General features: G+C 57.1%; 17 protein-coding genes and 2 tRNA genes. 18 read left to right on the top strand and 1 reads right to left on the bottom strand.

Annotated features, from left to right (window positions below):
* The first annotated feature begins 4 nt into the window (after positions 1-4).
* The 12 genes from pal to ACIQT8_RS07720 all read left to right on the top strand — a co-directional run bounded on the left by pal (position 5) and on the right by ACIQT8_RS07720 (position 15,326).
* Positions 5-538 (top strand): peptidoglycan-associated lipoprotein Pal, encoded by a 534-nt coding sequence (pal, locus tag ACIQT8_RS07775; protein ID WP_138792088.1) that lies wholly within the window; start codon positions 5-7, stop codon positions 536-538.
* Between the two features lie 159 nt (positions 539-697).
* The gene (gene ybgF, locus ACIQT8_RS07770; RefSeq protein WP_400964637.1) at positions 698-1,678 is read left to right on the top strand and encodes a tol-pal system protein YbgF; all 981 of its coding nucleotides are present in this window, start codon (positions 698-700) and stop codon (positions 1,676-1,678) included.
* A gap of 32 nt (positions 1,679-1,710) precedes the next feature.
* The gene (tilS, locus tag ACIQT8_RS07765; RefSeq protein ID WP_400964636.1) at positions 1,711-3,042 is read left to right on the top strand and encodes a tRNA lysidine(34) synthetase TilS; all 1,332 of its coding nucleotides are present in this window, start codon (positions 1,711-1,713) and stop codon (positions 3,040-3,042) included.
* Positions 3,043-3,196: 154 nt separating this feature from the next.
* On the top strand, positions 3,197-5,143 hold the full coding sequence (ftsH, locus tag ACIQT8_RS07760; RefSeq protein WP_400964635.1) for an ATP-dependent zinc metalloprotease FtsH: 1,947 nt from the start codon (positions 3,197-3,199) through the stop codon (positions 5,141-5,143).
* A 191-nt stretch (positions 5,144-5,334) separates the two neighbouring features.
* Complete coding sequence (gene glmM / locus ACIQT8_RS07755) at positions 5,335-6,687, top strand: phosphoglucosamine mutase (RefSeq protein WP_262527772.1); 1,353 nt, start codon at positions 5,335-5,337, stop codon at positions 6,685-6,687.
* Positions 6,688-6,872: 185 nt separating this feature from the next.
* Positions 6,873-7,718, top strand: a complete 846-nt coding sequence (locus ACIQT8_RS07750) for an outer membrane protein (RefSeq protein WP_400964634.1) — start codon at positions 6,873-6,875, stop codon at positions 7,716-7,718.
* Positions 7,719-7,933: 215 nt separating this feature from the next.
* Positions 7,934-9,112, top strand: a complete 1,179-nt coding sequence (locus ACIQT8_RS07745; RefSeq protein WP_400964633.1) for a phosphoserine transaminase — start codon at positions 7,934-7,936, stop codon at positions 9,110-9,112.
* A gap of 81 nt (positions 9,113-9,193) precedes the next feature.
* A complete protein-coding gene (serA, locus tag ACIQT8_RS07740; RefSeq protein ID WP_400964632.1) occupies positions 9,194-10,789 on the top strand; it encodes a phosphoglycerate dehydrogenase in 1,596 nt (531 codons plus the stop codon).
* Positions 10,790-11,008: 219 nt separating this feature from the next.
* Positions 11,009-12,079, top strand: a complete 1,071-nt coding sequence (locus tag ACIQT8_RS07735; protein ID WP_400964631.1) for a Tim44 domain-containing protein — start codon at positions 11,009-11,011, stop codon at positions 12,077-12,079.
* Between the two features lie 450 nt (positions 12,080-12,529).
* Positions 12,530-13,717, top strand: coding sequence for an OpgC family protein (locus ACIQT8_RS07730; protein ID WP_138792096.1), 1,188 nt, complete (start codon positions 12,530-12,532; stop codon positions 13,715-13,717).
* 201 nt (positions 13,718-13,918) lie between these two features.
* On the top strand, positions 13,919-15,115 hold the full coding sequence (mnmA, locus tag ACIQT8_RS07725) for a tRNA 2-thiouridine(34) synthase MnmA (protein ID WP_138792097.1): 1,197 nt from the start codon (positions 13,919-13,921) through the stop codon (positions 15,113-15,115).
* Positions 15,116-15,249: 134 nt separating this feature from the next.
* Positions 15,250-15,326 (top strand) — tRNA-Met (locus ACIQT8_RS07720).
* A 751-nt stretch (positions 15,327-16,077) separates the two neighbouring features.
* On the opposite strand, the gene ACIQT8_RS07715 is transcribed toward ACIQT8_RS07720, so the two are convergent.
* Positions 16,078-16,152 (bottom strand) — tRNA-Gly (locus tag ACIQT8_RS07715).
* 258 nt (positions 16,153-16,410) lie between these two features.
* On the opposite strand from ACIQT8_RS07715, the gene ACIQT8_RS07710 reads away from it, so the two are divergent.
* The 6 genes from ACIQT8_RS07710 to pbpC all read left to right on the top strand — a co-directional run bounded on the left by ACIQT8_RS07710 (position 16,411) and on the right by pbpC (position 26,525).
* A complete protein-coding gene (locus tag ACIQT8_RS07710) occupies positions 16,411-16,920 on the top strand; it encodes a prolyl-tRNA synthetase associated domain-containing protein (protein ID WP_400964630.1) in 510 nt (169 codons plus the stop codon).
* 55 nt (positions 16,921-16,975) lie between these two features.
* A complete protein-coding gene (trxA, locus tag ACIQT8_RS07705; protein ID WP_138792099.1) occupies positions 16,976-17,944 on the top strand; it encodes a thioredoxin in 969 nt (322 codons plus the stop codon).
* Between the two features lie 66 nt (positions 17,945-18,010).
* Positions 18,011-18,685, top strand: a complete 675-nt coding sequence (locus ACIQT8_RS07700; RefSeq protein ID WP_178340654.1) for an LON peptidase substrate-binding domain-containing protein — start codon at positions 18,011-18,013, stop codon at positions 18,683-18,685.
* A gap of 15 nt (positions 18,686-18,700) precedes the next feature.
* Complete coding sequence (locus ACIQT8_RS07695; RefSeq protein WP_138792100.1) at positions 18,701-18,889, top strand: Trm112 family protein; 189 nt, start codon at positions 18,701-18,703, stop codon at positions 18,887-18,889.
* 113 nt (positions 18,890-19,002) lie between these two features.
* Positions 19,003-24,450, top strand: coding sequence for an MG2 domain-containing protein (locus ACIQT8_RS07690; RefSeq protein WP_400964629.1), 5,448 nt, complete (start codon positions 19,003-19,005; stop codon positions 24,448-24,450).
* Positions 24,447-26,525 carry a penicillin-binding protein 1C gene (gene pbpC / locus ACIQT8_RS07685; protein ID WP_400964628.1) on the top strand — a complete coding sequence of 693 codons (2,079 nt, stop codon included), beginning with the start codon at positions 24,447-24,449 and terminating at the stop codon, positions 26,523-26,525. Before ACIQT8_RS07690 ends, pbpC begins: the two co-directional genes overlap by 4 nt.
* The last annotated feature ends 11 nt before the right edge of the window (positions 26,526-26,536 follow it).

Below are 26,536 nucleotides of genomic sequence, written 5' to 3'. Positions count from 1 at the left end.
GGCGATGAGCCGTACACACACTTCGGCACTCAGCCCCATGCAGAAACTGGCCCGTAACCCGGCTGTCATCGCCATGACGCTTGCGCTTGCTCTTGCGGGCTGCGCAAACAAGAAGAACATGCCGAACAGCGCCGGTGAACTCGGCCTCGGTGGCGCGGGCTCCGCAACGCCTGGCTCCCAGCAGGACTTCACCGTCAATGTCGGCGACCGCATCTTCTTCGACACCGACTCGACCTCGATCCGCGCCGATGCGCAGCAGACGCTGCAGCGTCAGGCTCAGTGGCTTGCTCGTTATCCGAACTACTCGATCACCATCGAAGGTCATGCCGACGAGCGCGGTACACGTGAATACAACCTTGCACTCGGTGCGCGCCGTGCGGCTTCCACCAAGGAATTCCTTGCATCGCAGGGTGTTCCGGCAAACCGCATGAAGACCATCTCCTACGGTAAGGAACGTCCGGTCGCCGTCTGCGACGACATTTCTTGCTGGTCGCAGAACCGCCGTGCTGTGACGGTTCTCGGCGGCGCAGGCATGTAATTGCCTAACGCATTCGTGATCTTGAATGGAAGGCGGTCTTAGGGCCGCCTTTCGTTTTTTTCATAGTTTGGCCGAAGTTAAGTTGCTTTTTCGGGTGATATGGAAAAAATCCGGCTTTGCGCCATTCCGGTGCAAATCAGTTAAGGCAGGACGAAAGAGATGAAGAAACTTGTCGTGGCGGGAATGCTGGGGCTTGCAGCCTGCACCGGCTTGAGCGGCGTTGCCGTTTCGGGTCCGCTGTTCGGTGCGGGGGGTAGCTTCGGCACGATCAACTCTCAACAGCCCCCGGTCGTCCGGGTTCAAGCCAATGAGGCCTATAAGGTCCAGCAGCTTGAAGAACAGATCAGGCAGCTTAACGGTCGTATCGAGGAAATGAGCTTCCAGCTTCTGCAGATGCAGGAAACCATCCGCAAGGCGCAGGAAGATAATGAATTCCGTTTCCAGGAACTGGAAAGCGGTAAGAGTGCCGCGCCCGCTGCGCCCAAGAAAAAGGCGGAAGCGGACCTTGCAAGTCCTCCGAACGATGACGTTGCAGCAATCATTGAAACGCCACCCGAGGGTGGCGCTTCTGTTTCACCGTCTCAGCCGAGCAATGCTCCAGGTGAGACCACGCTTGGCTCCATTCAGCTCGATTCCGGCGGCATGCCTGTTGGCGGAACGCTTAATCAGGGTGCCAACAATTCCTCCGGCAATTTGCCTGGTGTCACGACGGGCGGAGCTTCGCGCAAGACCGATCCTGTGAACACGGCGGCGCTGACGAGTGAGAACGATATCTATCAGGCCGCGTATAGCCACGTGCTTGGTGGTGATTACAAGCTGGCGGAACAGGGTTTCGAGCAGTATCTGAAAGGCTACCCAAAGGGTGCCAAGGCCGCCGATGCCAGCTTCTGGCTGGGTGAGGCTCAATATTCTCAAGGCAAGTTCAACGAGTCGGCCAAGACTTTCCTGAACGGCCACCAGACTTACGGCAAATCGCCGAAGGCGCCGGAAATGTTGATGAAGCTTGGCATGTCGCTCGCCGCGCTGGATAACACCGAGACTGCCTGCGCGACGCTGCGCGAAGTGTCGAAGCGTTACCCGAGCGCATCCAAGACCGTGCTGAACAAGGTCGCCAGCGAACAGAAGCGTCTTAGCTGCTGAATTCTCTCTGCCGTTGAACTAGCGGTATGCCCATGTCGGTTGCGCCCCGCATTTCAGACGAAACCACACTAGACCCGCTTGAGGCGGCAAGGTTTTTTCTCAAAAACCTCCGCGAGCCCGCGCATATTCTCGTTGCAATTTCCGGGGGCAGCGATTCCACCGGCCTGTTACTGGCATTGCGCAAGGTTTTGTCGTGTGAGCAAAACCCAGGCACACGTCTGTCGGCGGTGACGATTGATCATGCGCTGCGGCCCGAATCTGCCGACGAAGCAAAAAAAGTCGCGGCTCTCTGTGCTGAACTTGGGCTTCCGCATTTTGTCCGCCGTTGGGACGATCCTAAACCTCCGACCGGTTTGTCTGAAGCATCGCGTCTTGCTCGTTATCGTCTGATTGCTGATGTCGCCGATACTATCGGTGCTGATGCGGTCGTCACAGGACATACACTGGGCGATCAGCGGGAAACGATTGCCATGCGCGTGGCCCGCAGCGATCGACATGACAATATCGGTCTTGCCGGGATGGCCGATGCGGTCCTTTTTGATCGGCGTCTGTGGGTGTTGCGGCCATTTCTGGCCTGTGAGCGCCAGTCCATTCGCAACTTTATTCTCGCGCAAGGCAAAGACTGGGTGGATGACCCAAGCAATGAGAGCGTTAAATATGAGCGCGTGCGCGTGCGTCAATCGCTCGGACCGACACCTCTGGCGGATTATAACAAAACATCTGCAGCGAGAACGGCGCTTTCTCTGGCTGCAGCGGAGTTTTTGCGTGCCAACGTTCAGGTTTTTCATTCCGTTCTTGCGAAGATAAATATCTCCACGGGTTCAGAGGAATGCCCGGAATTCCGGCACGCGTTAGCGGCGCTGATAGCGACCTTGGGCGGGCGTGCCTATTTTCCTGCTGCCAGTGGCATGGATCGGGCGATCGAGCCTATCGTTGAGGGCAGGTCTGGCCGTCTGACTCTCGGTCGCGTGCTTATCGACAGGACGCGGGATGGACTCTATCTCTACCGTGAACGGCGCAATCTCCCGGAAATCTGTTTGGAGGCTGGGAAAAGTGCGATCTGGGACGACCGCTTTTTTGTCGAAAATGGATCGGCCAATGAGGTTCTTATAACGTCTTCTTTTCCGAATGCTGCCAGTCTGCCATTTTCTCTCAATATCCCGCCCGGGGTCGTGCGACAGGCGATATGGAGCATGCCGACGGCTGTCACCGCATCGAGTGACGAAGCGTTTGATGCCCGGGCTCTCAAGTTCGTTCCGCGTGTTGCGCCGTTCGATCTTTTTCTGCCACGGTTCGACCTTGAGTTGGCAAATGCGATTGCTGTTTTGCTCGGTCGTTCAGCCTATCCACAGCCACCGGTTTAATTCAGGCCGCTTTTTCGTGAATTGCATTGGAATACTTTTTACACCAAAACGCATCTGATAATGCCCTTCGCCTTGGCAACGGCAAATGTCGACCTTATGTTAGGGGCACGTAAGAGCGGACAGCAGACATGTCCGTGTGAGTTCGGGGAGTTCGATGAACCCAAATTTCAGAAATTTCGCCTTGTGGGCAGTTATTGCCCTGTTGCTGATCGCATTGTTCAGCATGTTCCAGACGTCGCCAACGCAAACGGGTTCGCGTGAAATTCCGTACTCGCAGTTTCTTCGCGATGTGGATTCCGGGCGGGTTCGCGACGTTACTGTAACCGGCAACCGGGTTCTTGGAACCTACACCGAAAACGGTACGGCATTTCAAACCTATTCTCCCGTTATCGACGATTCGTTGATGGAGCGCTTGCAGAGCAAGAACGTCACCATCGTCGCACGGCCGGAAAGCGACGGTTCCTCCGGGTTTTTGAGCTACCTTGGCACATTGCTGCCGATGTTCCTCATCCTCGGCGTCTGGCTGTTCTTCATGCGGCAGATGCAAGGTGGTTCGCGCGGTGCGATGGGCTTCGGTAAATCCAAAGCCAAGCTTCTGACCGAAGCGCACGGTCGTATCACGTTTGACGATGTCGCCGGTGTCGATGAGGCCAAGCAGGATCTGGAAGAAATCGTTGAATTTCTGCGTGATCCGCAAAAATTCCAGCGTCTCGGTGGCAAGATCCCGCGCGGTGTGCTTTTGGTTGGCCCCCCGGGAACTGGTAAAACGCTTTTGGCACGCTCGGTTGCGGGTGAGGCAAATGTGCCGTTCTTCACCATTTCCGGTTCCGACTTCGTTGAAATGTTCGTCGGTGTCGGTGCGAGCCGCGTTCGTGACATGTTCGAGCAGGCCAAGAAGAACGCACCTTGCATCATCTTCATTGACGAAATCGATGCCGTAGGTCGCCACCGTGGCGCCGGTCTTGGCGGCGGCAACGATGAGCGCGAGCAGACGCTCAACCAGTTGCTCGTCGAGATGGATGGCTTTGAAGCAAATGAAGGTATCATCCTGATTGCTGCGACCAACCGCCCAGACGTTCTTGATCCGGCGCTCCTGCGTCCAGGCCGTTTCGACCGTCAGGTTGTCGTTCCGAACCCGGATATCGTAGGGCGCGAGCGTATTCTGAAGGTGCATGTCCGCAACGTGCCGCTCGCACCGAATGTCGACCTCAAGGTTCTGGCACGCGGTACGCCTGGTTTCTCGGGTGCTGACCTGATGAACCTCGTCAACGAAGCTGCTCTCATGGCCGCCCGTCGCAATAAACGCGTCGTGACCATGCAGGAATTTGAAGACGCCAAGGATAAGATCATGATGGGTGCGGAGCGCCGCACGACCGCCATGACCGAAGCCGAAAAGAAGCTCACCGCCTACCACGAAGCGGGTCACGCCATCACCGCACTCAACGTGCCTGTGGCAGATCCCCTGCATAAGGCAACGATCATTCCTCGTGGCCGTGCGCTCGGCATGGTCATGCAGCTTCCGGAAGGCGATCGCTATTCCATGAGCTACAAGTGGATGGTCTCTCGCCTCGTGATCATGATGGGTGGTCGCGTTGCGGAAGAACTGACCTTCGGCAAGGAAAACATCACCTCTGGTGCATCCTCGGATATCGAACAGGCCACCAAGCTTGCTCGCGCCATGGTCACCCAGTGGGGTTTCTCCGACGCGCTGGGGCAGGTGTCCTACGGTGAAAACCAGCAGGAAGTCTTCCTTGGCCATTCTGTTTCGCAGTCCAAGAATGTTTCTGAGGCAACGGCACAGACGATCGACACGGAAGTACGCCGCCTGATCGATGAGGCCTACACCGAAGCGCGGCGTATCCTCACGGACAAGCATGATGAGTTCGTCGCTCTGGCTGAAGGTCTCCTCGAATACGAAACGCTGTCCGGGGACGAGATCAAGGCGCTGATCAAGGGCGAAAAGCCTGCCCGCGATCTCGGTGATGATTCTCCCGGCAGCCGCGGATCCGCAGTGCCTAAGGCTGGCGCCAAGAAGGACGGTCCAAACGAAGCCAAGGGCGATGGCGAGGCTGAAGGTGGTCTGGAGCCCCAGCCGCACTAATGGCTTAAAATCAGACGTCTTTTTGAAAACGAGGCCACCCGAAACCGGGTGGCCTTTTCAGTTTGGTAACAAGATATAAGCCATTTTTGTGCTAATTTACGTGCTGTTTGCCGTAGTTTGTGGCATCTACCCGAAAAACGCATCCGGCTTTTTTACATGCCGCCGGAATGCATGAAGGATTTGGAGTTCAAATGGCACGCCGTTATTTCGGAACCGATGGTATTCGCGGACAATCGAACGTTTTTCCCATGACGCCGGATCTGGCGATGCGGGTTGGTATTGCCGTCGGCACCATTTTTCGTCGTGGGCATCACCGTCATCGCGTCGTGATCGGCAAGGATACCCGTCTTTCCGGCTATATGCTGGAAAACGCACTGGTGGCAGGCTTCACTGCCGCCGGTCTTGATGTCTTCTTGCTCGGGCCGATCCCCACGCCTGCGGTTGCCATGCTGACGCGCTCGTTGCGTGCCGATATCGGCGTGATGATCTCGGCATCCCACAATCCCTTCGCAGATAACGGCATCAAGCTCTTCGGACCGGATGGCTACAAGCTGTCTGACGAACTTGAGCTTGAGATCGAGGATCTGCTCGACAAGGATATCTACGCGCAGCTTGCCAAGCCGAGCGAGATCGGCCGCGCCAAGCGCGTTGATGGCGACATTTATCGCTACATCGAGTTTGTGAAGCGCACCTTGCCGCGCGACGTGACGCTGAATGGTTTGCGGATTGCTATCGATTGCGCCAATGGCGCTGCCTACAAGGTCGCTCCTGCGGCGCTGTGGGAGCTTGGTGCGGAAGTCGTGACCATCGGCAATGAGCCGAACGGCGTCAACATCAATCTGGAATGCGGCTCTACCCATCCAGAAGCTCTTCAGAAGAAGGTCCATGAAGTTCGGGCCGATATCGGCATCGCGCTCGATGGCGATGCGGACCGTGTCATCATCGTTGACGAGCGCGGCGAGATTGTCGATGGGGATCAGTTGATGGCAACGATTGCCGATAGCTGGGCCGCCGACAATCTGTTGCGTGGCGGTGGCATCGTGGCGACAGTCATGTCGAACCTGGGACTGGAGCGCTTCCTTGACGACAAGGGCCTGACGCTTGCCCGTACGAAGGTTGGCGACCGCTATGTCGTTGAGCACATGCGCAATCATGATTTCAACGTTGGCGGCGAACAGTCTGGCCATATCGTACTGTCTGATTACGGTACGACGGGGGACGGCCTTGTCGCAGCACTTCAGGTGCTGGCGCGCGTCAAGCGTTCTGGCCGTACGGTCAGCGAGGTTTGCCGCAAGTTTGACCCCGTACCGCAATTGTTGAAGAACGTCCGTATCTCCGGTGGCAAACCACTGGAAAATCCGGTTGTTCAGCAGGCAATCGCAGATGCGGAAAATGCTCTTGCGAAGAATGGCCGCCTGGTCATTCGCCCATCTGGTACAGAACCGCTGATCCGCGTCATGGCGGAAGGCGATGATAGCGCCCAGGTCGAGCAGATCGTCAACGATCTCGTTGGCGTCATTTCGAGCGCACGCACAGCCGCCTGAGGCGCCCTGTTCAAACGGTCACGAAAGCCGGCGTTCTCGCCGGCTTTTTGTTTGCGCATTTGCTAATAAATATGGTGAATGATCGTGGTTAATCGTGACTTAACCAATTTGCGTCACTGTTCATGACTGAAAAGTTCACTGGCATCTGCTGCCCATGCGCACATGCCGTTTCTGGAGTGGAAGTCATGAAAAACGCCCTGGCCGGATTTCTGGCCGTCCTGATGACCGGCACGAGCGCCATCGCTGCCGATCTTTATCAAGCGGAGCCAGCCCCGGCTTACATCGAGGCGCCAGAAGTGCAGGTGTCGCAGGCCAGCGGCTGGTATCTGCGCGGCGATGTTGGCTATTCTTTCAACAAGCTCCGTGGTGCGCATTATTATCAGGGTGGACCCTCAGGAGACTTGACCGACTTCGCTACGGCGAAGATGGATGACAGCTACATTATCGGCGCTGGTGTTGGTTATCAGTTCAACAATTACTTCCGCACGGATCTGACTTTCGACTACATGGGGAAATCTGATTTCCGTGGTTCGACCATTGGCGGCTGCGGCTCGGTTCCAGGTCCATGTGTTTCGGCGGACCTGAGCTCCCTCAAAGCCTACACATTGATGGCCAACGCCTATGTGGATCTCGGCACGTACGGTCGCGTAACGCCTTATGTCGGTGGTGGCATCGGTGGCTCCTACGTCAAGTGGGATAAACTGCGGAACACGTCGTGCAGCACCGATGGTTTAGGTTGCGATCCGACGACCGAGCATGGTGGTCGCGGCAAGTGGCGTTTTGCTTACGCTCTGATGGCGGGTGCTTCCATCGATATCACCTGCAATCTCAAGGCCGATGTGGGCTACCGGTTCCGCCACATCAACAAGGGCGACATGTTCGCTTATGAGAACAATGGCGGCCCAGGTCGCGACAAGGGCTTGTATTCACACGAGGTTCGGGTCGGCGGTCGTTATGTCTTCAATGGCTGCGATACGGCTCAGTACATTCCGCCGGCCGATATTCCCTTGCAGCCGGCCGTCTACAAGTAATCGTCACGCTTGACTGTTAAACATCGAAACCGTCCACATCCCTCAGGATGCGGGCGGTTTTTCTTTGGTCGTATGCTGCGTGTCATGTGGCGCATATGGGCCAAGATTCTTCTGTGCAGCGACATATTCCGCTTGACTGGAACAGGTGAGAAGCATAGCAACGGCGTCAGGACACTCTACCCTAACGTAGAGCGCCTATCTGGAAGGATAGTCAAATGACAGATATCGTGAAGCCGGACCTCCGTCCGGGCAATACGCATTTTTCCTCTGGTCCCTGCTCGAAGCGCCCCGGTTGGTCGCTTGAAGCTCTCGCTGATGCGCCGCTCGGTCGCTCGCATCGCGCCAAAGTTGGCAAAGCCAAGCTGAAGCAGGCCATCGATCTCACCCGCGAAGTTCTGAACGTTCCTGCTGATTACCGCATTGGTATCGTTCCCGCATCCGACACCGGCGCCGTTGAAATGGCTCTGTGGTCTCTGCTCGGCGAACGCGGCGTTGACATGCTTGCATGGGAAAGCTTCGGCGCTGGCTGGGTTACCGATGTCGTCAAGCAACTCAAGCTCAAAGACGTCCGCAAGTTCGAGGCTGATTACGGTCTGCTGCCGAACCTCGGCGAAGTCGATTTCGACCGCGATGTCGTCTTCACCTGGAATGGCACGACGTCTGGCGTTCGCGTTCCTAACGCTGATTTCATTCCGGCTGACCGTAAGGGTCTGACGATTTGCGATGCGACGTCTGCCGCATTCGCCCAGGAGATGGATTTCTCCAAACTCGACGTTGTCACCTTCTCCTGGCAGAAAGTTCTGGGCGGTGAGGGCGGTCATGGCGTCATCATTCTGTCGCCACGCGCTGTTGAGCGTCTTCTGAGCTATGCACCTGCATGGCCGCTTCCGAAGATTTTCCGCATGGTCTCCGGCGGCAAGCTGATTGAAGGCATCTTCACCGGCGAAACCATCAACACCCCTTCGATGCTCTGCGTTGAAGATTATATCGATGCCTTGTTGTGGGCGAAGAATCTCGGTGGTCTCAAGGCGCTCGTTGGGCGTGCTGATGCCAATGCCAAGGTTATCTACGACTTCGTTGCTGCAAACGACTGGATTGCAAATCTGGCTGTTGTCGACGAAACCCGTTCCAACACCTCGGTATGCCTGAAGATCGTCGACAAGGATGTCGTTGCTCTTGATGCCGATGCGCAGGCTGCTTTCGCCAAGGGTGTTGTTGCCCTTCTCGAAAAAGAAAATGTAGCGCTGGATATCGGCGCTTACCGTGATGCGCCGTCTGGTCTTCGTATCTGGGCTGGTGCCACGATCGAAACCGCCGATATGGAAGCTGTCATGCCTTGGCTGGCATGGGCGTTTGCAACGCAGAAGGCAACGCTTTCCAAGGCTGCTGCCTGATTTGAATACCGGCCCTGCTGATGCAGGGCCGCGCATTTCCCATTCGCACACCTCAATCGTTTCATCCAAGGAGCCCATGCCATGGCACCTCGCGTACTCGTATCCGATGAACTGTCGGAAACCGCCGTCCAGATTTTCCGTGATCGCGGCGTCGAAGTCGATTTCCAGCCGAAGCTCGGCAAGGACAAGGACAAGCTGGCCGAAATCATCGGTAATTACGATGGTCTGGCCATCCGTTCTGCCACAAAGGCAACCGAAAAGCTGATCGAAGCTGCGACCAACCTCAAGGTTATCGGCCGCGCTGGCATCGGCGTCGACAATGTCGATATTCCGGCGGCATCGCGTCGCGGTATCATCGTCATGAACACCCCTTTCGGCAACTCTATCACCACGGCCGAACACGCCATTGCGTTGATGTTTGCCGTCGCCCGCCAGCTTCCGGCCGCAGATGCCTCCACGCAGGGTGGCAAGTGGGAGAAGTCGAAGTTCATGGGTGTCGAAATCACCGGCAAGACGCTCGGCGTCATCGGTGCCGGCAACATCGGTTCCATCGTCTGCGCGCGTGCACTTGGTCTGAAGATGCATGTTCTCGCCTACGATCCCTTCCTCTCGCCGGAGCGCGCGCAGGAAATGGGTGTTACCAAGGTTGAACTGGACGAACTTCTGGCGCAGGCAGATTTCATTACGCTGCACGTGCCGATGACGGACAAGACGCGCGGCATTCTCGGCGCCGAAAACCTTGCAAAGACCAAGAAGGGCGTTCGTATCATCAACTGCGCACGCGGTGGTCTGGTCGATGAAGCAGCTCTGGCCGACGCCATCAAGTCTGGGCAGGTTGCTGGTGCTGGCTTCGACGTCTTCGAAGTTGAGCCTGCAACGGAAAGCCCTCTCTTCGGTCTGCCGAACGTCGTCTGCACCCCGCACCTTGGCGCTTCGACGACAGAAGCACAGGAAAATGTTGCCCTTCAGGTTGCTGAACAGATGTCGGACTACCTCGTCAAGGGTGCCGTTTCCAACGCCATCAACATGCCGTCGATCACGGCTGAAGAAGCACCTCGTCTGAAGCCGTTCATCCGGCTGGCTGATGTTCTCGGCTCTTTCGTTGGTCAGGTGCAGGAAAGCGCGACCAAGGAAATCGAAATCGTTTATGATGGTGCAACCGCCAACATGAACACCAAGGCTTTGACGAGCGCGCTTCTGGCGGGCCTCATCCGTAGCCAGGTTTCCGACGTGAACATGGTTTCCGCGCCGATCATGATCAAGGAAAAGGGCATCATCCTTTCCGAAGTCAAGCGCGACAAGACCGGCGTTTACGACGGCTACATCAAGCTGACCGTCAAGACCGAAAACCAGGTCCGCTCTGTTGCCGGCACGGTCTTCTCGGACGGCAAGCCGCGTTTCATCCAGATCAAGAACATCAACATGGATGCCGATGTTGGATCGCACATGATCTACATCACCAACACCGACGTTCCCGGTATGATCGGCTTCATCGGTACGACGCTTGGTGAGGCCGGTGTCAACATCGCCAACTTCCAGCTCGGTCGCGAGAAGGAAGCCGGTGACGCGATCGCCTTGCTCTACGTCGATGGTCCGGTCTCTGAAGAGGTCCTCGACAAGCTGCGAGCCAACCCGGCCATTCGTCAGGCAAAGCCGCTGAGCTTCAACGTCGACTGATCCCGTTATCGTTCCTCCCAAGGGGACAATAAGGCCCGGTGCAGGGGAAACCCTGTGCCGGGTTTTTCCGTTTTGACGGTGCGTCTGACTGGCCGATTATCCCTATGGTTGCATATCACGAAAAATTTTATCGGACCCGACTAAAAATGATGATCCTGAGTTGCTATATCGCTTTTCATGACATGCCGCTCATGGGAGGGCGGCCAACAGGAGAAGACGATGTTTGCTGCCTTTCGGCGCTTTAAGGGTTTGTTTGCGATCGCCGCTTTGGGGATTGCGGTTTCTTTCGTAGCGGTCGATATGGCCGAGGCGCGGCGCGCCAGCGGTGGTCTCGGCAGCCGTGGAACACGCACTTATTCCGCGCCGCCATCCACAAGCACGGCTCCGGGACAGGCAGCGCCGATCAACCGCAGCATGACGCCAAACACGCAGTCCGGTCAGCCGGGTGCGACGACGCCTAACCGCAATGCGACGGCACAGGCGCCGCAGCAGAACCGCGGTATGTTCGGCGGCATGATGGGTGGCCTCATGGGCGGTCTGTTGATGGGTGGCTTGTTCGGTATGCTGATGGGCGGTGGCTTCGGTGGTATGGCCGGTTTCTTCGGTATGCTGTTGCAGGTGCTGCTGATTGGTGGTCTGGTCATGCTGGCCATGCGTTTCTTCGCATCGCGTCGTCAGGGTCAGCCAGCCTTTGGTGGTGCAGGCAACAACTCGGCACGCACTGACTATTCTGCCAATAATCATGCTCAGCAGGGTGGCTCTTCGTTCAAGATTCCGCAGATCGGTTCCAAGACAGGCTCTTTCGGTGGCGCTGCTGCGGCTGCCGCTCCGGCGGCCGCCAAGCCTGTCCCGCACGAAAATGCCATGTCGGAAGGTGATGAAATTGGCGTTACGCAAGGCGACCTCGAAACCTTCCAGAAAATGCTGGAAGACGTTCAGGCAGCCTATGCTGCTGAGGATTACGGCACGCTGCGCAAGCTGACGACGCCTGAAGCCATGTCTTATCTTGCCGAGGAACTGAGCGACAACGCCACCAGCGGCGTCAAGAATGATGTGAGAGATATCACGCTGCTACAAGGCGATGTTGCCGAGGCCTGGCATGAAGAAGGTCAGGATTTCGCCACCGTTGCCATGCGCTATTCCGCAATCGACGTGATGCGTGACCGTTCTACGGGCAAGGTCATCGAGGGCGATGAACAGAACCCTTCCGAATCGGTGGAGATGTGGACCTTCGTTCGCCGCGCCGGCAATGATGACTGGCAGGTTGCCGCTATCCAGGCTGCCGCCTGAGGAAATTGCGACGTTTGGAATTGACGCCGACCGTCGCCGACCAGTGAAGTTGAAAAAGCCCGGAGGCCGAAAGGTGTCCGGGCTTTTTTCTTTCTGCAATCTCTGTTCACAAAATTTTGCAGAAAAATGTCATGGCTCCGATCGGTGTTGGAGGCGATGGACTGGCGCGACCCTTTCGCCTGCTATGCAGGGGATTGCGCCGATATGCGCCTGGGCAGATGGCGCGGAGGCCTTCCTCCTTCTCACGGAAATGCCATCTTTCATTCATCCAGCATTCAGTCCCGGGGTCATAACCAGAGGGTGCACACGCCAACGTGAGCTGCTTCCCGCTTTAAACCGCTTTCAAGAGGGAACCACAGCCTGAAATCAGCGTTGACGATCCAGCCCCGGTTCTCGGGGAGAAGGAGTGGCCGGGCGCTGCACGGCCCGCGAGTATGGAGAGCTATCGACATGAAACGCTTTGACCTGATCGACGGGATGCGCGGTTATTTTCTCGTCTTCATGCTGATAAACCACCTTGTCTTTGCGGGTGGCTTTTGGCTTGTTGAAATCAATCACAGACAGTTTGCGTTTGTCGAAGACGCTCAGGGCTTCGTTTTCCTCTCTGGCCTGCTGATCGGTATGGTCTACGCCAGAAAGATGATGAAGTACGGTTATGACGCCGGAAAGCAGGCGATCTGGAACCGGGCGATGGAACTCTATCGCTACGCGATGGGTCTCGTGATCGCCGTTCTGTTCTTCCGAATGGTTATCCCGCACGCACCTTACATCTGGTACAACTGGCTTGGCATGACCTCGTTCGACGATCCGCTGCGTCTTGCTGCGATTGCGACATTCCTGTTCCAGCCGACATTCATGGACATTCTGCCGCAATATATCGTCTACATGATTTTTGCGCCTGTCCTTGTGAAGCTTTGCCTGGATGGCAAGTGGGCGTACGTTATTGCCGGTTCGTTGCTGGTCTGGATGGCAGGACAGCTTGGTCTGCAGCAGATCGTTACCGCTCCGCTCAACGAGCTTGTGAAGGGTGCGGATGAGCAGGGCATTCGCGTCAGCTTCAATATGCTGGGCTGGCAGCTTGTGTTCTATTCGGCCCTGGTGCTTGGTGCGATGACTGCACAGGGCCGCATCCAGTGGAAGAAGATCTTCTCGCCCGAGAACTCCTGGATTCCGAAGGCGGCTCTGGTGATCTGCCTGTTCTTCATGCCGCTTCGTATCGCAACAGCCTGGAATCTGATGCCGGAATTCATGCTCGGAAAATTCTCCTCCATGGAAATCCGTGCGGACTTCGGTCCGGTCTATCTCATCAACTTCCTTGCTGTCGGCGTTGGCCTGACATGGTTGATTATTGCCGGCCCGCATCATCACCGTCCGCTGGTGCGCTCGATTGCCAATGGCGTCATCTGGGTGCTGTCGCTCAAGTTCCTGCAGCTTCTCGGCCGTCATTCGCTCCAGGTCTATGTCTGGCATGTCGCCATCGTCTACGGGATCTACTATGTCGATGGCCGCACGGCAGAGCTGGGTCAGATCGAAAAGACTATGATCGCCCTTACGGGTATTGCGCTTCTGGCGCTGCCTGCACTCTGGCGTGAGCGTGACAAGTGGATCGGTGACGGTCAGAAGACTGCCGGTGCCTGATAGCCCCTTATCGTGATCTTCCTTCAGCGCAGGGCGGCTTTGCCGCCCTGTACTTGCGTGTGAAAGCAATTCTTTCTATATGCAGCGCTGAAAATCCGGCGATATGGAGATGGATGATATCCTCGAAAAACCATATCGTATCGGATGAAACGACAGGCGGCGGGGCCTTGACCCCCGGTATGACTGACGATTGGAAAAAACTTGAACACGCTCGATTTTGACAAGAAGCCGGAAGACACCCGGATTGTCGTCGCCATGTCTGGCGGCGTGGATTCATCCGTTGTTGCCGGTATCCTCAAGCGTGAGGGCTATGATGTCCTCGGGATCACGCTTCAGCTCTATGACCATGGTGCAGCCGTACATCGTGCTGGCTCCTGTTGTGCAGGGCAGGATATCGATGATGCACGCCGCGTTTGCGAAACGCTGGGCATTCCCCATTATGTGCTGGATTACGAAGCACGCTTCCGCGAAACGGTTATCAATCCCTTCGCTGAAGCCTATGCGATGGGCGAAACGCCGATCCCCTGCGTTGCCTGCAATCAGACTGTAAAGTTTGCAGATCTGCTGGCCACTGCCAAGGAACTTGGAGCCGATGCACTGGCAACCGGCCATTACATCCGTTCGCGCCGTAACCCTGTTCCGGGTCATCCAGATCGTCGCGCGCTTTACCGGCCAATCGATAGCGATCGCGACCAGAGCTGGTTCCTGTTTGCGACCACGCAGGAGCAGATCGATTATCTGCGCTTCCCGCTCGGTGGTCTTTCCAAGGCTGAAACACGCGAGCTTGCCGAAGATATGGGGCTGGTGGTCGCCAAGAAGGCTGATAGCCAGGATATCTGTTTTGTGCCGCAAGGCAAATACACTGATATCATCAACAAGCTGAAGCCGAATGCGGCGCTGGTAGGCGATATCGTTCATCTCGACGGTCGCGTTCTCGGCCGCCACGACGGCATCGTGCATTATACGATCGGTCAGCGCCGCGGTATCGGCGTCGCAACCGGTGAGCCGCTCTATGTCGTTCATCTCGATGCACGCGGGCGACGGGTGATTGTAGGACCACGTGAGGCGCTGGAAACGCACCGGGTTTATCTGCGTGATGTCAATTGGCTGGGTGATGGCGCGCTGGAAAGCGATGCGCAGTCTGGCTTCTCCTGTTTCGCCAAGGTCCGCTCCACACGGCCACCGACAGAAGCTGTGCTGCATGCGGATGAGAAGGGTGTCTACGTCGATCTGATGACCGGCGAAGCCGGTGTCGCGCCTGGACAGGCTTGCGTGCTTTATTCTGCGCCAGGACCGGACGCACGCGTCTTTGGTGGCGGTTTCATTGAGCGCTCTGAACGGTCAGCCGATGCGGAGGCTTCTCTTAAGGCGCTCCTCGAAAATCAGGTTGCAGCCTGAAACCGTTCGCTTTTTTGCTCCTGTGCAGAAAGCGAACTTTTTGCGCATCTTGCGCTTGACACTTTGGGGAGCGGCACCTTATAAGCCGCTCATCCTGACGGAACGGCGGTCACAAGACAGTCATTTCCCTCTGTGGCGGGGTAGCTCAGGTGGTTAGAGCAGCGGAATCATAATCCGCGTGTCGGGGGTTCAAGTCCCTCTCCCGCTACCACTTCTCATTTATTTCAAATCGACGATCAGCATTACCTATCGCTGGTGTCCCGCGTGCAGTTTCTACTGCAAAAAAAGGGAAACCCGCCTTCCGCTATGGTGCAGCCGACGGGTCTCAACCTCTGCCCCTCCCACAAGGGCGGGCGCACGTAAACACACTAAAGCAATTATGGCAAGATCATGGCGACCATGTTGTCGCTGATGATGGTCCTAAATTCCAGGTCAGCGGCGGGTGGCAAAGCGTTACCAGCTCCGTGTGTCGTTCGTACGGGGCGCGGTAGGAGACGATATTGTTGCTGCAGGTCTCGCGCTGCGCGACATAGGACGAGCGGTAGTATGTCTTCTGCGATGGCGCGCGATCTTGGCCGTATTGGATCATATCGGCGGCAGAAGACATTGTCGGTATTGATATGGCGAGGAATGCGGCTGCCAGAAATATGGATTTGCTGTTTGCGAACATTGCGACCCCCGGGGTGGTGAAACAACCACATTAAACGGCATTGGGCCATGTTTGTTCCAGCTATGCGAGGGTATAGGCGGTATCCTCTTGGGGAAGAGGTGGCTGGGTTTGTGCAAATATGAAACGGCTGTTAGCGGGACCCGGCACTGCCGCCCCGAACTCCAGGCCGGTACGTGCAAGACTTTAAGGTGCTTTGCTGTAAGCTTTGCAGCGGTCAAAGGAAGGCGAATGATAGGTTCCCTGTCGCCAAGGCGACTAAAATTCTCAATGTCATCAACTATCTAGGAGAATTTGGAGCGGGCGAAGGGATTTGAACCCTCGACCCCAACCTTGGCAAGGTTGTGCTCTACCCCTGAGCTACACCCGCTCATAAGCCAACGGTTCGGGGTAGTAAGCTGAACCGTGGGTCACCAGTGTTGCGGCGACGGGCGCTATATCGCTCAATCGATTTTGGAATGCAACAGGGAAATGACAAAAATACGAACAAAACCCGCGAAAATTCGACAAGTAGCGGAAATGGCTGGATTTTTTCATTGCTGCAGGATTTCCGCCCGTTGCCAATGCTGGCCAGCGTGCTTATTCAGAAAGACAATGATCTGAGAATCGAGAGCGACAGGTGCGAGATATGACAGAAATTTCTCCCAAGACGGCGGATGAACTCTTCGAGCTTCTGGACAAGCTTGGCATCTCACACAGCACGAAGCAGCATGAGCCGGTTTTTACCGTCGCTGAATCCCAGTCGCTGCGTGATCTCATCCCCGGTGGTCATACCAAGAACCTGTTCGTAAAAGACAAGAAGGACAAGTATTTCGTCCTGACGGTGGAAGAAAACGCTTCCGTCGACCTCAAGAGCGTTCACAAAGTGATCGGTGCGGCAAGCCGCGTTTCTTTTGGCAGGCCGGAAAAGATGTTGGAGTATCTTGGCGTCGTCCCCGGTTCGGTCACCGTCTTTGGCGCGATCAATGACGTCAACAACGACGTGACTTTTGTACTCGACAGCGCTCTTATGGAGAACGAACTGATCAACGGTCACCCGCTGTCCAACGATGCGACGACGACGGTTGGCAAGCAGGACCTTATTCGCTTTCTGGAGGCGACCGGCCATGCGCCGCTTGTCTTGAAAGTGAGCGAGTGAGATACGATCTTTGCGTTAATAGAGACGAAAACGACAGGTACCATTGGAGACCGGCATGAGCGGCACGAACAATCCTTACGGCAGTTCCTACGGCGGGCAGATGTCTGCAACCGCGCAATTCGGCGGGGAGCTTAATGGCGCGGCCTCCGGCCACATCAAGGATACGACGACCGCCGCCTTCTCCAAGGATGTTCTTGAGGAATCGCGCAATCAGCCGGTGCTGGTTGATTTCTGGGCGCCGTGGTGCGGCCCATGCAAGCAGCTGACTCCTGTTCTGGAAAAGGTCATCAACGAAGCCAATGGCCGCGTGAAGCTGGTAAAGCTGAATATCGACGATCATCCCTCAATTCCCGGCCAGCTTGGCATCCAGTCAATCCCGGCCATCGTGGCCTTCGCTGATGGTCGCCCGGTTGATGGTTTCATGGGCGCTGTTCCGGAAAGCCAGATCCGTCAGTTTATCGACAAGATTGCTGGTCCCGATGCAGGTGATCCGAAAGCCCAGATCGAAGCTGTGCTGGCCGAAGCAAAACAGCTTGTGGCAGATGGTGATCACGAAGGCGCAGCACAGCTGTTCGGTGCGGTCATGCAGGCTGACCCGGACAATGCAGCCGCGATTGCAGGTATCGCCGAGTGCATGATCGCCGTTGGCGAATACGAAAGGGCTGGCGAGCTTGTATCTTCGCTGCCGCCAGAATTGTCTGAAGATGCGGGCATCCAGCTCGTTGCCAAGAAGATCGCTCAATATGAGGAAGCCCGTAAACTCGGCGATGCGACGGCCCTCGAGCGCGATCTGGCAACAAATCCGGATCATCACGAATCCCGAATGAAACTTGCCAAGGTTCTGAACGTTCAAGGCAAGCGTGATGAAGCAGCCGACCATCTGCTCTACATCATGCGCAAGGACCGCGAATTCGATGAAGACGGCGCGCGTCGGCAACTGCTGGAGTTTTTCGAGGCCTGGGGCTTCAAAGACCCTGCGACGGTGGCCGGACGCAGAAAGCTTTCGGCGATCCTGTTTTCGTAATGTGGAGATGACCGGTCGATACCATCGGGATCGACCGGTACTCCGGAAAATAGAGGGTTCATTCCCATGCATATCGGAAATGCGAGATATGTGAAGAGCGACGATCTGCCGGAAACAGTCCCGGTTTTCCCCCTGCCGGGAGCGCTTCTCCTGCCGGAAGGGCATCTTCCGCTGAATATCTTCGAACCTCGATATCTGGCGATGATCGACCGGGCACTGGCGAGTGATCGCCTCATTGGCATGGTTCAGCCCGCACTTCACGCAATCGATACAGGTACCGAGGGTGGAGCGCTTAGCTCCGTGGGTTGTCTTGGCCGTATCACCTCATTTTCCGAAACCGGCGACGGCCGTTATCTGATTTCGCTTACGGGTGTTTGCCGTTTCCGTCTGCTCAAGGAAGTGGATGCGGCGGGAAAGCCATACCGCAGCTTTGTGCATGCACCATTCATCGCCGATCTTTCCGGCGACTACGACGAAGACGCTGTGGATCGTAACAACCTGTTGCGCGTTTTCCGCGCCTTTCTTGATGCCAATCAGCTTGAAGCAGACTGGGAAAGCGTGGAGCGCGCGGGCAATCGCGTGCTCGTCAACTCCCTTTCGATGATGTCACCTTTCGGCCCCGCGGAAAAACAGGCGCTTCTGGAAGCTCCTGATTTGAAGACACGGGCTGAAACACTCATTGCAATCACAGAGATTCTTCTCGCTCAAGGTGGCGGCGAGAACGGCAATATTTTGCAATAGGGCAGGAGCGGGCCGATGGACGACAGGATGAGCAATGTCGACCCGAAGCTGCTGGAGCTTCTGGTTTGTCCTTTGACCAAGGGCGGCTTGTCCTATGACCGCTCCCGCAACGAACTTGTCTCGGAAAGTGCCAGACTGGCCTATCCCATTCGCGATGGTGTGCCGATCATGCTGATTTCGGAAGCCCGCAAAATAGAAGACTGATTTTCCGTTTACCCCGTTTGGCGCGGTCATGTCGCAAATTGGCGATGACGCGTTGACAACTGTGCGTGGATTTGGCCAGAGTCCGGCCAGCATCTGTACGGGGGAGAAAACTGATGTCGCTGCTTGCTATCGTTCGGGCTTCTGTCGTTGTTCTGGCAACGGTTTCCACCATTCTTCCGGGCTTGGCGGCAGAGCCATCGCGAAAGATCGTCACAACCAAGAATGGCGATTATTTCGGTTTCGATTTGCGAACCGAGCAGAATGTCTCGCTGGAGCAATGCGGTGAGATTTGCGTGGGCGATGCGGCCTGCAAGGCATTTACCTATAATCCGAAGGTAAAATGGTGCTTCCTGAAATCGGATTTCAATCAGCTTAACGCATTTCCGGGCGCTGTGGCGGGCAAGGTGGTAGAAACCGTTGTCGAACCGGATATTGGCGCACCGCAGCGTCTGTCGTTCATTTCAGAAAGCCTCCAGCAGGAAGCGCGCAAGCTGAAAGCGGGTCTGGAAGCAAGCGACGAGCAGGGGCTCGAAGGCCTTCTGGAAACGGCGAGGCAGCAGGTGGCCGCCGGCACCATTCCGGAGGCGGTCGAAACCTATAAATCGGCGCTTGCGCTCGCCCCCGATGATGGAGCGCTCTGGGCTGAGCTTGCCGGCGCTGCCGCGCAGGTGACAGATAATTATTCGATTGCCGGTCAGGCTGCCTCGGCCGCGCTCAACGCTTACCAGTTGAGCCGTACCGTCAGCGCCCGAACGGAGGCGCTCAATCGTCTGGCGCAGGCTTTCGAGAGAACGCAAAGTTACCGGGCCGCCCTGAACGCCTACAAGGCAAGCCTTGCGCTCGTCGATACGGCTGAAACAGAAGCTGCTTATGCCGATCTGCACAGCCGGCAGGGCTTCCGCATCATCGGCAACACGGTGGATACGGACAGTGTCAGCCCACGCGCCTGCGCGCAGTTTTCCGAACCGCTCGTCAAGAACGGTGTTGATTACTCGTCCTTTGTGACACTGGACGGCGGCGCACCTAAGGCAATCGACGCGAAAAACAGCGAGATCTGTGTCGAGGGTCTGACACATGGCCAACGCTACAAAATCGCGTTTCGCGCTGGTCTGCCGTCATCGGTCGATGAGCCGCTCGAAAAGCAGGTTGATCTGGATGTTTATGTCAGGGACCGAGCTGCGAGCGTACGTTTTACCGGAGAGAATTTCGTGCTGCCCGGCTCGGCCCGGCGCGGCATCCCGATCGTCTCCGTCAATGCAGACACGGCGGACTTGAAACTTTACCGCATTGGCGATCGCAACATCACGACGCTTCTGGCGAACTCTCAGTTCCTGACGCAGATGGATGGCTATAATGCCGATCGGATCGAAAACGAAATCGGTGAACTGGTCTGGCAAGGTGCAATCGAAATTCAGCCAGACCTCAACAAGGACGTCATTACCAGCTTTCCGGTGGATGAGGCGCTTCCTGAGCGCAAGGCCGGCATCTACGTGCTGACGGCGACGCCGCCCGGCACACAGCCTGAAGATTGGGATTCGCGCGCCACCCAATGGTTCCTGGTTTCCGACACCGGCATCACGACCTATGCCGGAACGGACGGTCTTAACGTTTTCGTCCGCTCACTCGGTACCGCAAAGCCATTGGCAGATGTCGACCTGCAATTGTTGGCGAAGAACAACGAAGTTCTTGGGACCGCAAAAACCGATGGCGATGGCAGAGCTACCTTTTCGGCCGGACTGATGCGCGGTTCGGCGGCTCAAGCGCCGGCAATTCTGACCGCGCGCAATGGCGACAAGGATTATGTCTTCCTGGATATGACACGGGCCGGCTTTGATCTTTCCGACAGAGGTGTCACCGGTCGGGCTGCTCCCGGTGCGATCGACGTGTTTTCCTGGACGGAACGCGGCATCTACCGGGCCGGAGAGACGGTGCATTCCGCTGCACTGGCGCGGGACGTGGATGGCAAGGCAATTGAGAACCTGCCGCTCACCTTCATCTTCTCTCGCCCTGACGGCGTGGAAGACCGGCGCTTCGTCAGCGACGGAAAGACACTTGGCGGTTATGCGGTGGATCTGCCTCTGCAGGAAAACGCCATGCGTGGCACCTGGACGCTGCGCATTCACACCGATCCGAAAACGGCTGCAATCAGTGAAAAGAGTTTCCTCGTCGACGATTTCGTGCCGGATCGTACGGAGTTCGATCTTTCAAGCAAGGTCAAGGAGATCGTTCCGGCACAAGATGCCGCAATCGATGTGGATGGCCGTTATCTTTACGGAGCGCCGGCGGCCGGCCTGACGCTTGAAGGCGAAGTCGGCATCAAACCAACACGGAGCAATTCCGCGTTCGAAGGGTACGTCTTTGGTCTTGCTGACGAAGAAACCGAAGAAGAAAACCGGACAACTCTCGCGGATCTGCCGGTTCTGGACGAGGAGGGCAAGGCAAGTTTCAACGTCAATCTGACGGACCTGCCGTCGACCACGCAAATGCTGTCCGCCAACATTACGGTGCGCATGCAGGAAGCAGGTGGACGCGCTGTGGAACGCTCGTTGTCGCTGCCGATCAAAGCTGAGGGCGCGATGATCGGCATCAAGCCGCAGTTTTCCGGCGATCTGGCACAGAATTCCATTGGTCGCTTCCATGTCATTGGGGTCTCCGCAGACGGCGTAAAGCAGGCCATGAGTGGGCTCAACTGGAAGCTCATCAAGGTTGAGCGAAACTACCAGTGGTATCGTCAGGGCAACTCCTGGCGGTATGAGCCGGTGGAGTTTACCAAACAGATGGAAACGGGAAACCTTTCCCTCTCGGCTGACGGGGGTGAAATTTCCGTGCCGGTGACCTGGGGCCGCTACAGGCTAGAAGTTGAGGGCACTGGTGCCGCCGCACCAGTCTCCAGCGTTGAGTTTGATGCCGGTTTCTATGTCGAGGCAAGCTCTACGGAAACGCCGGACGCTCTTGAAATCGCGCTCGACAAGGAGAGCTATAAGATCGGCGAAACCGCCAAGCTCAGGGTGTCTCCCCGTTTTGCGGGCGAGGTCATGGTAACGGCAGGCTCCGAGAAGCTGATCGCCGTACAGAATGTCGAGATCGGTGAAGGTGGCGGTGAGATCGAACTTCCGGTTACCGAGGCGTGGGGTGCAGGCGCCTATGTGACGGCGACGTTGTTCCGTCCAGGAGATGCGCAGGAAAGCCGTATGCCGATGCGTGCCATCGGTATCAAATGGCTTGGTGTTGATCCCGCCGAACGCAAGCTGAATGTCTCGCTTGGCGTTGCCAAACAAACGCTGCCGCGCCAGCCGCTCGAAATACCTGTGACGGTAACGGGGGCTGGTATCGGCGATCAGGCCTACATCACTGTAGCTGCAGTTGATGTCGGCATTTTGAATCTTACGCGTTACGGGCCACCAAAGCCGGATGACTGGTACTTCGGCCAGCGGCGTCTCGGTTTGGAAATTCGCGATCTCTATGGGCGTCTGATCGACGGTTCACTCGGCGCAACAGGCCGGCTGCGTACCGGTGGTGACGGGGGGCAGGTGGCGTTGCAGGGTAGCCCACCCACTGAAAAGCTGGTCGCCTTTTTTGCAGGTCCCGTCGCACTCGATGCGGAAGGCAAGGCAACTATCAGCTTCGATATACCCCAGTTCAACGGCACAGCCCGCATAATGGCGGTTGCCTGGACGAAGAACGGTGTGGGCCATGCGGTCTCCGATGCGGTGATCCGTGATCCTGTGGTGGTCACTGCCAGCGCGCCGAAGTTTCTTGCCCCGGGTGATCAGTCGCAATTAAGGCTCGATATCGCTAACACCGATGGTGAGGCCGGCGACTACCGGCTCGATGTTAACAGCAATACGGCGCTCACCGTTGATCAAGGCGAGGTTTCGCAGGTGCTGTCACTCGAGAAGGGCGGTAAGACCTCGCTGACCGTTCCGCTGACGGGTGAATTGCCGGGGAACGGCGCGATCACCATCAAGGTCTCGAACAACAGCGGTGTCGCATTGGAGCAGGCGTTGACCATTCCGGTGCGCCCAGCGGTTCTGCCTGTCACGACCCGCCGTGAAATACGGATTGCCCCCAATAGCAGCTTGACGATCAACGGTGACCTGTTGGCTGATAGCATGCTGCTTGGTGCGTCCGTTGCGGTCAATGTGACGCGTTCACCCGCTTTCGATATTCCGGCTCTGGTGATGATGCTGGACAAATATCCTTATGGCTGCGCCGAACAGACCACCAGCCGTGCCTTGCCGCTGCTTTATCTCTCCGAGTTGACCAAAGACAGTGGGATTGCCGAAGATCCGGAGATGCGCAAGCGCGTCCAAGAGGCGATCTACCGCGTTCTGTCGTTCCAGTCGAGTTCCGGCAGCTTCGGCCTTTGGTCACCCGGATACGGCGACCTGTGGCTTGACTCTTATGTCAGCGATTTCCTGACGCGTGCCCGCGAACAAGGTTATGACGTTCCGGAACAGGCCATGGTCCAGGCGCTCAGCAATCTGCAGAATGGCCTGTCCTATGACAGCAATGTCAAGGATCGCGGCAACGAGATTGCCTATTCGCTCTATGTGCTGGCACGTAACCGCAAGGCCGCTATCAACGATCTCAGATATTATGCCGATACGGCGCTTGCAGATTTCCCGACGCCGCTCTCAAAAGCCCAGATCGCGGCAGCGCTGTCGCTCTATGGCGATGCGGCTCGGTCTAAGAGCATCTTCGGAGCATCGCTGGATATGGCGAGCCGTGCCACCAATGTCAGTTTTGCCCGTGCTGACTATGGCTCACCGTTGCGTGACGGTGCCGCGTCGTTGGCGCTGGCTGCCGAAAGCCGCCCCGTTCCCGCTGTCGTGCCGCAATTTGCCGGTGCCGTATCGAAAGAATGGGAAAAGAAACCCTATACCAGCACGCAGGAACAGGCCTGGATGCTGCTTGCCGCTCGTGCCGTGAAGGGTGAGGACAAGGACATCCGCATTGATGTGAATGGGGATTTGCAGACGGGCGGTTTCGGTAAACGGATGAGCGGCGATGAGCTTCTCGGCACACCACTGAAAATCTCCAACGCTTCGTCTGATCCTGTAACAGCGGTCGTGACCACGGTAGCGCCGCCTGCTCAGCCTCTGGCTGCTGGGGGCGACGGTTTCACGATCAACCGCACCTATTATTCGATGGACGGCGAAGAGGTGAACCCGAGCGAGGTCGTGCAGAACGAACGTTATGTCGTGGTTTTGAATGTCGCGCCGCAAAACGACTGGCAATCCCGTCTCCTTGTGACTGACCTGTTGCCATCAGGCTTCGAGATCGACAATCCGAGCCTCGTCAATTCAGCGGCGCTTTCGAATTTCGACTGGCTGCCCGAAACCGAGGCTGCCCATACGGAGTTCCGCTACGATCGCTTCGTGGCGGCCTTCGACCGAACCGCTGGCGACAGTTCGGAGATCACGCTGGCCTATGTCGTGCGCGCCGTAACTCCGGGCACCTACGATCACCCTGCTGCGACGGTAGAGGACATGTATCGCCCGCAATTTGCCGCTCGCACGGCAACAGGTCGCATGGAGGTGCGTTCGGCGACACCATGAGGCGCGCAAGGGCTGTTATTGTCAGTATTTCCTCGGCCGCGCTGCTTCTCGGCGGTGCGGTCTTTGGCGTAGATACGCTTGACAAGGCCTATCCGCCTCCGCTGGATGCTGCTGCGCAACGCTCCTTCGAAGTCCTAGATCGGGACGGGCGGTTGTTGCGAGCCTTTGCAACGACGGAAGGGCGATGGCGGCTCAAGACGACAGCGAAGGAGGTCGATCCGCAGTTTCTCCGAATGCTGGTGGCTTATGAGGATCAGCGCTTTTACGAGCATCATGGAATCGATCCCTGGGCGCTGCTGCGCGCGGTGTCCCAACTTGCTACCAATGGGCGTATCGTCTCCGGTGCGTCGACGCTGTCGATGCAGGTCGCGCGGCTGATAGAACCGCGCGCCGATAGATCGTTCTCGGCGAAGTTTCGACAGGTCCTGCGCGCGCTGCAGATCGAAAGACGCCTGAGCAAGGCGGACATTCTCGATCTCTATCTCAATATTGCGCCCTATGGTGGTAATCTGGAAGGTGTGCGTGCGGCAAGCCTTGCCTGGTTTGGGAAGGAGCCAAAGCGGCTGGATAGCGCCGAGGCGGCATTGTTGGTGGCGCTGCCGCAATTGCCGGAAAAACGCAGACCGGACCGCTTTCCGGGAGCTGCCAAGGAAGCGAGAGAGCGGGTCTTGCAGCGCGTTGCTGTTGCAAACGTCGTCGGCGAGGGAGAGGCGGACCGTGCAGCACTGTCCTCGGTGCCGTCCAGAAGGCAGGAGTTGCCGGCCTATGCCCCCCACATGGCCGCCTTCGCCAAGACGAAGTTCGCCGGGAAGGGCGAGGCGCATTCCACGTTATCGCTTCCCGTCCAGCGGGAATTTGAAACCATTGCGCGCCACGCTGCGGAAAAACTTGGAAGCCATGTGTCAGTCGCCATCGTCATGGCCGATAGCCTTAGTGGCGAGATCATTGCAGAGGTCGGTTCATCGGATTACCTCGACACCGCGCGACGCGGTTTTGTGGAGATGAGCCGCGCGGTGCGCTCTCCTGGCTCGACCCTGAAACCCTTCATCTATGGGCTTGCCTTCGAAAATGGGCTGGTTGCACAGGAGACCATCATCGAGGATCGCCCCTCGGATTTCTCCGGCTATCGTCCGCGAAACTTCGATATGCAATATCAGGGCGATGTCAGCATTCGGCAGGCGCTGCAACTCTCGCTCAACGTTCCCGCTGTGAAGCTGCTGGATGCAACCAGCCCCTCGGCGCTGATGGTGCGGTTCCGTCGTGCCGACGTGAAGCTAGTTCTGCCGTCCAATGAGGCGCCGGGCCTCGCCATTGCTCTGGGCGGAGCGGGGATTTCGCTCGTCGATCTCACCCAGCTTTATGCTGCGCTTGCCAATCGTGGAAATCCGGTCCGGCTGGGTGACGCCATTCGTGGCATGCCAGAGATTATGGAAAGTGATCCGCTGTTCTCAAGCCCGGCACTCTGGAACGTTTCGGATATTCTCTCGGGCGTTTTGCCCCCGCTTGGCATGAAACAGCGTGGCATCGCCTACAAGACGGGGACGAGTTACGGTTATAGAGATGCTTGGTCGGTTGGTTATGACGGACGCCACGCCATCGGCGTTTGGATCGGGCGTGCAGATAACGGTGCCGTCCCCGGCATTGCCGGTTACGCCACGGCAGCGCCGATCCTCTTTGACGCATTTGAAAAGTCGGGGTTGCCGGTGACACCCATGCCTGCGGCTCCGGCAGGTGTTGCGCGTATCGCACAAGGTGAACTTCCCGCGAATCAACGCCGCTTTGCGGTTACGGCAAGTGGCCTGCTATCGGCTTCTCGACGCGAAACGGCTCCTCGCATCGTCTATCCGCCAGAAGGCGCGCGGGTGGAACTCTCAGGTCAGTCGGGCATTTCACCGCTGGTTCTGAAACTACAGGGTGGACGAGCGCCGTTCCGCTGGCTTGCCAATGGCAGGCCTCTGCCGGATGCGTCCCATCGCCGTAGCAGTGAATGGCAGCCGGAAGGCCAGGGTTTTTCAACGCTGACGGTAATCGACGCCGATGGCCGTGCATCAAGCGTGCGTATCTTTGTCGAATAGCGGCTTTTATG

Source organism: Agrobacterium sp. NPDC090273, from assembly GCF_044772305.1.
In the GTDB taxonomy this organism is placed as follows: Bacteria; Pseudomonadota; Alphaproteobacteria; order Rhizobiales; family Rhizobiaceae; genus Agrobacterium.
Note: the sequence above shows the minus strand (reverse complement) of the source record. Positions and strands in the feature narration are given on the sequence as shown.